This is a genomic window from Vibrio sp. S234-5, assembly GCF_000960595.1.
In the GTDB taxonomy this organism is placed as follows: domain Bacteria; phylum Pseudomonadota; class Gammaproteobacteria; order Enterobacterales; family Vibrionaceae; genus Vibrio.
Genome location: NZ_JZAM01000414.1, coordinates 1 through 9,461, shown reverse-complemented (window position 1 = coordinate 9,461; position 9,461 = coordinate 1). Strand labels below are relative to the sequence as shown.

8 protein-coding genes and 2 pseudogenes are annotated in these 9,461 nt (G+C 46.0%); 5 read left to right on the top strand and 5 right to left on the bottom strand.

The window, feature by feature from the left end; genetic code table 11:
* A pseudogene (locus tag UF06_RS25275) lies at positions 1-126 on the top strand (IS3 family transposase); the annotation flags it as partial.
* Between the two features lie 52 nt (positions 127-178).
* Positions 179-469, top strand: a pseudogene (locus UF06_RS22615) (ion channel); the annotation flags it as partial.
* Between the two features lie 35 nt (positions 470-504).
* Here the strand turns inward: UF06_RS22615 and asd are convergent.
* The gene (gene asd, locus UF06_RS22610; protein ID WP_045572484.1) at positions 505-1,635 is read right to left on the bottom strand and encodes an aspartate-semialdehyde dehydrogenase; all 1,131 of its coding nucleotides are present in this window, start codon (positions 1,633-1,635) and stop codon (positions 505-507) included.
* 409 nt (positions 1,636-2,044) lie between these two features.
* Between asd and nhaC the strand changes: the two genes are divergently transcribed.
* On the top strand, positions 2,045-3,481 hold the full coding sequence (gene nhaC / locus UF06_RS22605; RefSeq protein ID WP_045572483.1) for a Na+/H+ antiporter NhaC: 1,437 nt from the start codon (positions 2,045-2,047) through the stop codon (positions 3,479-3,481).
* Positions 3,482-3,547: 66 nt separating this feature from the next.
* Here the strand turns inward: nhaC and UF06_RS22600 are convergent, their stop codons facing one another.
* Positions 3,548-4,795, bottom strand: a complete 1,248-nt coding sequence (locus UF06_RS22600; RefSeq protein WP_045572482.1) for an Hpt domain-containing protein — start codon at positions 4,793-4,795, stop codon at positions 3,548-3,550.
* Between the two features lie 101 nt (positions 4,796-4,896).
* Positions 4,897-5,898 (bottom strand): nucleoid-associated protein YejK, encoded by a 1,002-nt coding sequence (gene yejK / locus UF06_RS22595; protein ID WP_045572481.1) that lies wholly within the window; start codon positions 5,896-5,898, stop codon positions 4,897-4,899.
* Between the two features lie 84 nt (positions 5,899-5,982).
* On the opposite strand from yejK, the gene UF06_RS22590 reads away from it, so the two are divergent.
* Together UF06_RS22590 and UF06_RS22585 are read left to right on the top strand one after the other, a co-directional pair.
* Positions 5,983-6,210 carry a YejL family protein gene (locus UF06_RS22590; protein ID WP_039429982.1) on the top strand — a complete coding sequence of 76 codons (228 nt, stop codon included), beginning with the start codon at positions 5,983-5,985 and terminating at the stop codon, positions 6,208-6,210.
* A gap of 21 nt (positions 6,211-6,231) precedes the next feature.
* Entirely contained in the window at positions 6,232-8,043 is a 1,812-nt protein-coding gene (locus tag UF06_RS22585; RefSeq protein ID WP_045572480.1) for a DUF3413 domain-containing protein, read from the top strand.
* A gap of 98 nt (positions 8,044-8,141) precedes the next feature.
* On the opposite strand, the gene UF06_RS22580 is transcribed toward UF06_RS22585, so the two are convergent.
* Positions 8,142-8,852, bottom strand: a complete 711-nt coding sequence (locus UF06_RS22580) for a Crp/Fnr family transcriptional regulator (RefSeq protein ID WP_082069820.1) — start codon at positions 8,850-8,852, stop codon at positions 8,142-8,144.
* Between the two features lie 156 nt (positions 8,853-9,008).
* Complete coding sequence (locus tag UF06_RS22575; protein WP_045572478.1) at positions 9,009-9,326, bottom strand: methyl-accepting chemotaxis protein; 318 nt, start codon at positions 9,324-9,326, stop codon at positions 9,009-9,011.
* Between the last annotated feature and the right edge of the window lie 135 nt (positions 9,327-9,461).

Genomic DNA, 9,461 nt, shown 5'->3' with positions numbered 1-9,461 from the left:
CCCCGTGAAGCCGAGCTTGAAATCGGCAACTACATGGTGTTTTATAATGAAGAGCGTAACCATCAAGGACTCAATAACCTCACTCCTGATGAGGCCTACTTCGGTAGGCAAAGATACGCAGCATGAGCTGGGTCAACCACTTAAGAAATGAGCTTATGCGTCCAACCATTGGGGTCCACTTCTGACCATTACTACCGTCGGGTACGGTGACTTAGTGCCACAAACTGATTTTGGCAAAGCGATCGCCTCATTGACCATGCTAATGGGCTATTCGATTCTCGCTGTACCAACCGGGATCATTACGGCTGAACTGAGCCAAGAAATGAACTCACACCGTCAACTGGTAAAATGCCCAAATTGTTCGCGCTCTGGGCATGAGTCCGATGCACTCTATTGCAAACATTGCGGCAGCGAATTGGCCGACCCGGACAAACGTGTCGTCGCAAGTGAAATAAAAAAAGCGCCGTGAACACGGCGCTTAGAATGTGGAATTAACCGAGCAGCTTACTGTTTTTCTGCCAAAATAATACGCAAGGTGCGGCGTAGAGGCTCCGCAGCGCCCCAAAGCAGTTGGTCACCAACGGTAAACGCATTGAGGAAATCGTCGCCCATTGACATCTTACGCAGACGACCGACTGGCACAGATAAGGTGCCAGTGACTTTCGCTGGTGTCAGTTCTTGAGCGGTAATATCGCGCTCGTTTGGAATGACTTTAACCCAATCGTTGTGCGTCGCGATCATCTCTTCAATCTCATCCAACGGGATATTCTGCTTAAGCTTGATGGTCAGAGCTTGAGAGTGACAACGCATTGCGCCGATACGCACACATGTGCCATCGATAGGGATTGGCGAGTCTTGCAAGCCCAGAATTTTGTTTGCTTCAACGCCCGCTTTCCACTCTTCTTTACTTTGGCCGTTGTCGCGTTTCACATCGATCCATGGGATCAACGAACCCGCCAGCGGCGCGCCAAAGTTGTCGGTTGGGAAAGATGCGCTGCGCATCGTTTCGGCAACTTTTCTATCAATATCTAAAATAGAACTGGCAGGGTTAGCAAGCTCTGAACTGACGGCATCGTTAATCACACCCATTTGTGAAATGAGCTCACGCATGTTTTGTGCGCCTGCGCCAGAAGCCGCTTGATAGGTCATCGCACTCATCCATTCCACTAGGCCTTTCTCGTAAAGACCACCGAGCGCCATCAGCATCAGTGAAACGGTACAGTTACCACCAACAAAGGTATTGGTTCCCTTGTGAATGCCTTGCTGAATTTGCGCCAAGTTTACTGGATCTAGGGTAATGATAGAATCTGGTGCCATGCGCAGTGTTGAAGCGGCATCAATCCAATAACCTTTCCAGCCGGCTTGACGCAGTGCCGGATAAACTTTCTCTGTGTAGCTACCGCCTTGGCAGGTAATCACAGCATCCAACTGTTTTAAGGCTTCGAGGTTAAAAGCATCATGCAATACACCTGCGTCTTTACCAACCTTACTGTTTGCAAATAGGGGCGCTGGAATACCAACCTGAGAGGTACTAAAAAATACCGGTTCAATCAGATCAAAGTCTTTTTCTTCAACCATACGTTGCATAAGGACTGAACCAACCATGCCGCGCCAACCAACTAAACCAACTCTCATAACATTAACTCTCCGTGTAATCTCGAACCAAAATGTGAATTTGAGCTCAATAGTTCAATTTTCCCAGCAAAATCTCAAGTGTTAATTCAGCAAAACGGTCTTTTTTTCATCATGAAGTTGTAAGAATCGGAAACACCGCTTCTCTTGGTCAGACCTCGGATCCGTCAGTTGTTACATAGAAATGCGCAACTTCACATCTGAAGCACATTTATTTTACATTACACAACATTTAATATCATAAAGTTTTGTATTTAACAGATGATAATTTCAACAATCGCCAGTCAAACCGATCAACATCAAAACATACAACCAAAAAATTCGAATTATCCACCATGTTAATGTAAGGTACAGTTCCTAACTATCCGGGGGCGTAATCCCTCTAACGCTCCGACATTCTTCAGAGGAATATATGAAGCAGGAAAACACACGCTTACCGAGCCTAATACAAGTCATTATATCGCTCGGTTTGTTTCTACTCTTGGCGTTTTCGTTTACAGCGAAACTAGACCTCCCTATTCAATTAGCCCTGTACATCGGTTGGTTCATCATCATGGTGTTGGGCATACGCTTAGGTCATCAGTACAAAACGTTGGAAACAGCGGCGTTAAACGGAATTTCTAATGGCTTGGGAGCGGTACTCATCCTCCTAGCGGTAGGCGCTCTGGTTGGCACTTGGATTTCCGGTGGTATTGTGCCCACCATTATCTACTATGGTCTGAAGGCAATTCACCCGTCGATTTTCCTTTTAGCCACTATGATCATCTGTTCACTCACCGCACTGGCAACAGGCACTTCTTGGGGTGCAGCGGGAACAGCGGGTATCGCGATGATGGGGATTGGTCAAGGCCTCGGAGTGCCTGCACCTATCACGGCTGGTGCAGTATTATCCGGCTGTTACTTTGGCGACAAAATGTCACCGTTGTCTGATTCCGTTATTTTGGCGTCTTCAATGTCAAACGTGGAGGTCATGGAACACATCAAGGGCATGCTGCCAATTGCGCTGATCAGCTATGTGATTACCGGTGTGATGTTTACTGCGTTTGGCTTCCATTACGCGGGTAATGTGGACATGAGTCAGGTGGATTCGGTGATTAAGGCGATGGAACAGCAGTTCTACATTACCCCATACTCGTTTGTCCCGGTTATTATCGTGCTGGCGTTACTTGCGATGCGCATGCCATCTTTCCCCGTCATCAGCTTCGGCTCTCTACTGGGCATTATCTGGGCGGTGATGATTCAGGATGTCGATTTCCTTACCGCGTTTAACACTGCTTGGGCACCGTTTGCTATCTCATCTGGCGTTGATTTTATTGACTCGATCCTCAATCGTGGCGGGATGTCATCCATGCTGGGCTCGGTAGCGGTGATTGTCTTCGGTCTTGGGTTTGGTGGCTTGCTGGATAAAGTCGGTGTGCTGGAAACCATCGCGAAGCTGTTTGAACGTCGTGTGCAAAACCCGGGCTCGCTCGCGACCAGCACCATAGCTACGGCATTTATGGGCAACGTATTTGGTTCAGCAATGTACGTATCATTGATTCTGACTCCGAAGATCTGCGCCAAAAACTATGACCGTCTGGGCTACCAACGCAAGAATCTGTCACGCAACGCGGAATTTGGCGGCACGCTTACCTCGGGTATGGTGCCTTGGAGTGACAATGGTATCTACATGGCGAGTATTCTCGGCGTGGCGACTCTCTCTTATGCCCCTTTTATGTGGCTCAGCTTTGTCTGCATCGCGGTGACCATTTTCACCTCTTATATGGGCTGGTTTGTCGATAGATGTGAGCCTACGGCGCACATCGACGATGTGGACGAATCCACATTAGTAAAAACACAAACGGTTTAAATGCAGTACCATCTTAAATAGCTAATCCAAGCGTAGCCTAAACCGCTACGCTTTTTTCTGCGTGACTCATACACTCCACTCCTCATCGAGTAACTGCTTGGCAAAGTCGATGGTTTCACGCAGCGCTTCTTCCAATTTAGCTAACTGCTGCTCAGAAACGCTATGGCCATTTTTCATCGTCATCTCAATGTCAAACGCCACTTCTTTTAACCGAATCGCGCCAAGGTTAGCGGCTACGCCTTTCAAACTGTGCACGATACGCTGCGCTTTGACTTTGTCATGCACCGCTACATCGGTGAAACGCTGGTAGTCATTGCAATGATCTTGAATGAATACTTGTAATAGCAAACGCACCGATGCTTCATCCCCGGAGAGTGAATCCAGCATGGCTTTCGTGTCGATCACCTTCCCTTCTTCCAACGACTCTTGAGAATAACTCATCACTTTCTCGCTATTCGAGCGGATGAGCGTATCCAGACTGACCTCTTGATCGTGAGCCTGCTTGCCCAGTTTCACGCTCTCCAATGCCTCTTCACCGCTATCTTGCCAATAGAGCAAGAAGAGCATCCCAAACACAGACAAAGCACTGGTGGTAATAAATACCATCATATAGTGCAAAATCATACGGTTAACGTATTCTTCTAGTTTTGATTGTTGAGCATAAATGGCATGATTGTTGATTTGTTGCACTAAGTGGTCGATTTGTAAATTCTCCGCCAGCGCATCACCGCTCTCAGCGATAAGCTGTCTTAAAGGCACACCGTACTCCTCAGGAAGGGTTTCTGAGGCATGCAATAAATCGTCCATGTCCTTAAATATCAGATCCAACTGTGGCGATGCGGAAAATGCCGCCTCAGAGACATAACTGCCTAAAAGGGCATACTGTGTCATCGCGAAAGGAGATTGTTCACTGATTTTTAAGCGCTTTTCCCGAATCGCATCAACTAGGGCAGAAAGTTGGTTGTCTATTGAAAGCAGGCTCCTGAGACTTTGTAGATAGTGATCAGTCGAGTAGATAAACTGCGACACATCTGGAGCAAAAAAAGATTCTGCATAGTTGGCTTCGAGTTGAATACGTAGCGCATAAACAATCTGCAAATTGAGTGAAATTTCATCATTCAAACTCACTCTTTGCGATCGTTCATAGGCAAAAGTGCTATGCGTTTGCGCAACTTTATTGCCCAGTTCTTCAATCACCTGCACAACCGTCGTCATATTGTAAGTCTGAATCATGATAAACAGTGATACCGACGCCCACAGAGCTAACAAACCAACTGAGCATCGCATTTTCATTTTTTTTGCTGTGAGTGACATGTTCAATCCCTGAATAACACCTGTTACAAGCATATACCATCTTCTAACATCATGTCAGACAACAAAAAAGAGAGCCCATGCTCTCTTTTTTGTTTGCTTGATTACTGACTGCGCGTGAGTTGATCGCGCAAATTGGGCGGCGTGCCCTTAATCGTCAGCGTATCTGTCTCTGGGTCGTAAAAAATGCGCTCGCCGAGCAACAAACTGTCGAAGCTAAGATTCAAACCGCCACCAGCGCCAACATACTTGGTTAACTTGCGTACCAACCCACGGTCCGCTGGAAAACGCTCTTCCAACTGGTACCCTTGCGCTTGAGTGAAATCGAGAAAGCTAGCGCCCGATGGCCCTGAGGGGAGCTCGTCTGACAACTCACGAATCGTCACTTCTTCGCCAGATTTCAGTTGTCCATTGCAGTAATCGTAAACTTGCTTTCTGTACTCGTTCACTTCCTGTTTTTCCAGCTTGGCATCGGTACAAAAATCATCCAACGCTTGAATCAGCACTTGGCTTTGCTGCTTGCTGTCTAAGCCCACCTCAGCCTGCATGAAGTCCAAAAAGAAGTCCGCTACTTTTCGGCCAACCCGTCCTTTAATATAAGAGAGGTAACGGTTCGACTCGCTGTCAACTTGGTAAACAGAGAGGTCAATACGCGCCGCAATATCCATTTTATTGATGTCTAAATAGTCAGTGGCACTGATGTCTAATCCTTCCGTAACTTTCAGGCTTTGGTTGAGCGGCAGGATGCCGACAAACAAATAGTGCGTTGCGAGGCTCTGGTACTCTGCAAACACGAGGATGCCTTCATCTGCAAAAGGATACTTACTCAGTTCATCTTTCAAGCGTGAAGCACTTTTCTGTGAGAAATCGTAAAAAGTGAGTTCATTTTTACGCATCGCTTGCAGCCAAATCTGAAATTCGCTGTCTGATTTGAAGCTGCCGAATCCTTTTCCAGCTTTTGCGTGGAACACTCGGTGCAGCTCAGCCACAAGATTTTCTGTGGATGAATCGTTGCTCAGAGACTCAGAACGGTAGTGGACCGTGAGTTCATCCTGATCATTTTTACTAAGCTGATGCAAAATAACGTTGGAAAGATGCAGGCTCATAATCTTTTATCTAGCTTCAAGGTTTTAGTTGTGAGGCATTGTAGGTTATCATAAGCCGCTTTTACTATCATTATTAGAGTTGTTATGCCGATTACATCTAAATACACAGACCAACAAGTTGAAACGATTCTTGCTGAAATAGGCGCCGTGTTAGACAAACACGGAGCGACCCCAGAGCTTTCACTGATGATTGCGGGCAATATCGCTACCAATGTCTTAAATCAACAAGTTGCCGCTTCACAACGTAAAGTTATTGCAGAAAAATTTGCCCAGGCACTGATCTCTTCTCTGAAAGAACAAAAAACTCATTAATCACGGATAACAGAATCATACATGGTAGACAGCGGAAACTCATACGGCGAACGTGTATCCAAACTGGTTGGTTGGGGTCACTGGTTTGCATTCTTCAACATCATTGCTGCGATGTTGATCGGTACGCGTTACATTGCCCAGTCACCTTGGCCGGAAACCTTCTTGGGCCAGCTTTATCTTGTTGTTTCCTGGGTCGGACATTTTGGCTTTCTGGTCTTCGCGCTGTACCTGTTGATTCTGTTTCCACTCACTTTTCTTCTTCCCTCCCAACGGCTGTTCAGATTCTTTGCCGTCACTTTTGCCACCGTTGGCTTGACTGTCTTGCTCGTCGATACTCAAGCCTATCAGTCGATCAATTTGCACTTAACCCCAGTCGTTTGGGAGTTACTGTTCAGCGATGAAAAATCGGCAATTAGTGCTGATTTACAGCATCTTTTTGTCGTTTTACCGTTGATTTTTTTCCTCCAGCTTGGGCTTGCTGAGTGGGTGTGGAAAAAACAACGTAAGTTGGCTCATAAACACATTGGCCGTCCTTTATCCGGTGTTTTCTTTATCTGTTTTATTACCAGCCACCTGATTTACATGTGGGCAGATGCGTATTTTTATAATCCGGTCACTAGTCAGCGTGCAAACTTCCCGCTCTCCTATCCGATGACAGCGAAAAGCTTTATGGAAAAACATGGTTTACTCGATAGAGAAGAGTACCTAAAGCGATTGGAGGCGAGCGAAAATAACGTCGAGTTGGTGCGCTATCCATTAGAGCAATTGGAGTTCAATCGCCGTGGGAATCACCTGAATATACTGATGATCAATGTCAACAACTGGCGTGGAGACCATTTGAGCGAAACACAAATGCCAACAACATACCAGTTTGCAATCAACAATCAGTGGTTCACCAATCATTACAGCTCAAGCAACGATTCTTTTGGCGTCTTCGGCTTGTTTTATGGCCTGCCAACCAGTTACGCCAGCAGCATCAAAGCGCAAGGCACAGCGCCTATTTTCCTGAGTGTTTTGCAAGAGCAAGGCTACGATTTTGCTTTGTTCAGCGGCAATGGCTTTAGTGACCCACTGTATCGCGAAGTGATTTTCCGCGGACAACATCTTGCTGCGCAGCTTGAGAAGCAAAACCAGACTGAGTTTAGTGACGAGAAAGCTGTTGATGCTTGGCAAAACTGGTTGGGCGAACAAACTAACTCACCTTGGTTTAGCTTTATCGAACTGACCTCCGTGGACGACATTGATGCTTCGGCCATGCCAAAAGGCGCGAATGCCAGTGAAAAATTCAAGCAGACGTACAATCAAGCCGTCGGCCTGGCCGATAATATGCTGCAGCGTATTTTGGTTACTTTAGAAGAGCAGCAACTGAGTGCCAACACAGTGGTGATCCTGACCTCAAACCACGGCAGTGAGTTTAACGAAACGCAAACCAATAGTTGGGGGGCGAATTCTAACTACAGCCGCTATCAGCTTCAGGTTCCTTTGGTGATTCATTGGCCGGGTAAATTGCCCGCGCAGTTTAACCAAAGTACCAGCCACCTCGACCTATCAGTGACCTTGTTGCAAGATTTGCTCGGCGTCGCTTCTAACCCAGCCGACTTTAGTTCAGGGCGGAATCTGTTTGATGAGAGCAGACGCCGTTGGATTTTAGCGGGCGACACGCGTGAAATTGCCTTGATCACGCCAACCCAAACGACGGTGATTGATAAATTTGGCAACTTCAAGTTATACGACGAGAACTACAAACGGGTGAGAGACGACAGCCCGAAATTGCCCGTATTGATGCAAGGATTGACTGAACTACAACGCTTTTACAGTAAAAGTCAGCAGTAATTATCTTAACTGATGCCAGTAAGGGATGTGGAAATCACGTCCCTTACTGTTTTTATTGAGTATGAAGTGCTCTTTCATTTCTTCTCGAACTAAAAAGCCTAAATGCTGACCATAGACAAGGTTTCTATCTTCTTTTTTAAACTTTCCAATGAATTAATGGTAATCGAGCCGTATCCAACCGCAATTGTCCCTTCCTCCACAAAAGAAACAATATATTTATTCAGTGCTTGTCGAGTGATCCCAACCACCATTGCTAATTCCGCTCTGGTCATCTTTATTTTAATCGTCTGTTTCCCAGGCTCTTGATTACCGAGTATTTCAATATGAGAGAGGATGGTGCGGGCTATTTTCAGAGGGATATTGGTTGTCATATTGTTCAACGCAAAATGGCCGATGGATGCGCCACGCCGTGCTAATGCACTAAATGTGTTTCTCATCAGCATCGGGTCAATCTGGCAAAGCTCAATAAAGCGACTAGTCGGGAGTTTTACAATGATTGCATCCTCTAATGCTTTAAGTGATACCACACGATTAAAGCCTGGGATAAAGGATGACTCGCCAAACCAGCCACCTGTTGTCACTTTGGCAACGAGCAAATTACTTCCTTGCTCGTTTCTTCGATACACCCCGACTTGACCCGAGGCGAGAATTAATAATTCCTCTGCTGGCGCATCTTGTTTAGCAATCAACTCATTTCGTTTGAAGCTTTCATAGCTACTATATTCATACAGTGTTGATAAGGTAGTTGAGCTGCAACCTTTAATTAATTCACAATTATGTATTGCGTGTAATATTAAATAGTTAAACATAATTACAACTTACTCGCACCGAAAATATACGATGCCAATATAAAGTCCATTTAAAAGAGCCCCGACCTCACGGCCGGGGAAAGTCAAGTTAAGCACATTAGGGAAAGGATAGTAACCGCATTCAAAGCAGATTATTGACTGTTTTACCGTTGGGCTTTAAACACGAAACTCGAGTAATTTGCGTTGTTGTTCCTCGGCCAGTCGCGCTAATTCTTCCGTTGCTGTCGCGCTCTGCGAAATGCCCGCCACGTTCTGATTCACCATATTGGAAACCACTTCAATGCTGCGGGAAATATCAGTGCTCACCGCAGATTGTTCTTCAGAGGCGGTCGCCACCATGCTGTTGACATCACTTATTGAAACGACCGCCTGATTGATGGAAGTGAAACTGCCTGCAACCGAAGAAACAATGGCTAGCGAGATAGTCTCACCCTTTAGTGAGCAAAAGCTCTGCCATTTATTGAAGTCAACCAATTATAGATCCGTCATTCCGCAGCTAATTCCAGAATTTAAATAGTGTGATCTGGCGATCAGTTTTTCATAAAAACCACGACACCATCTTGACCGCGATCGACAGTTTTGATCTATTACTGCTATTTGACGGTCTCA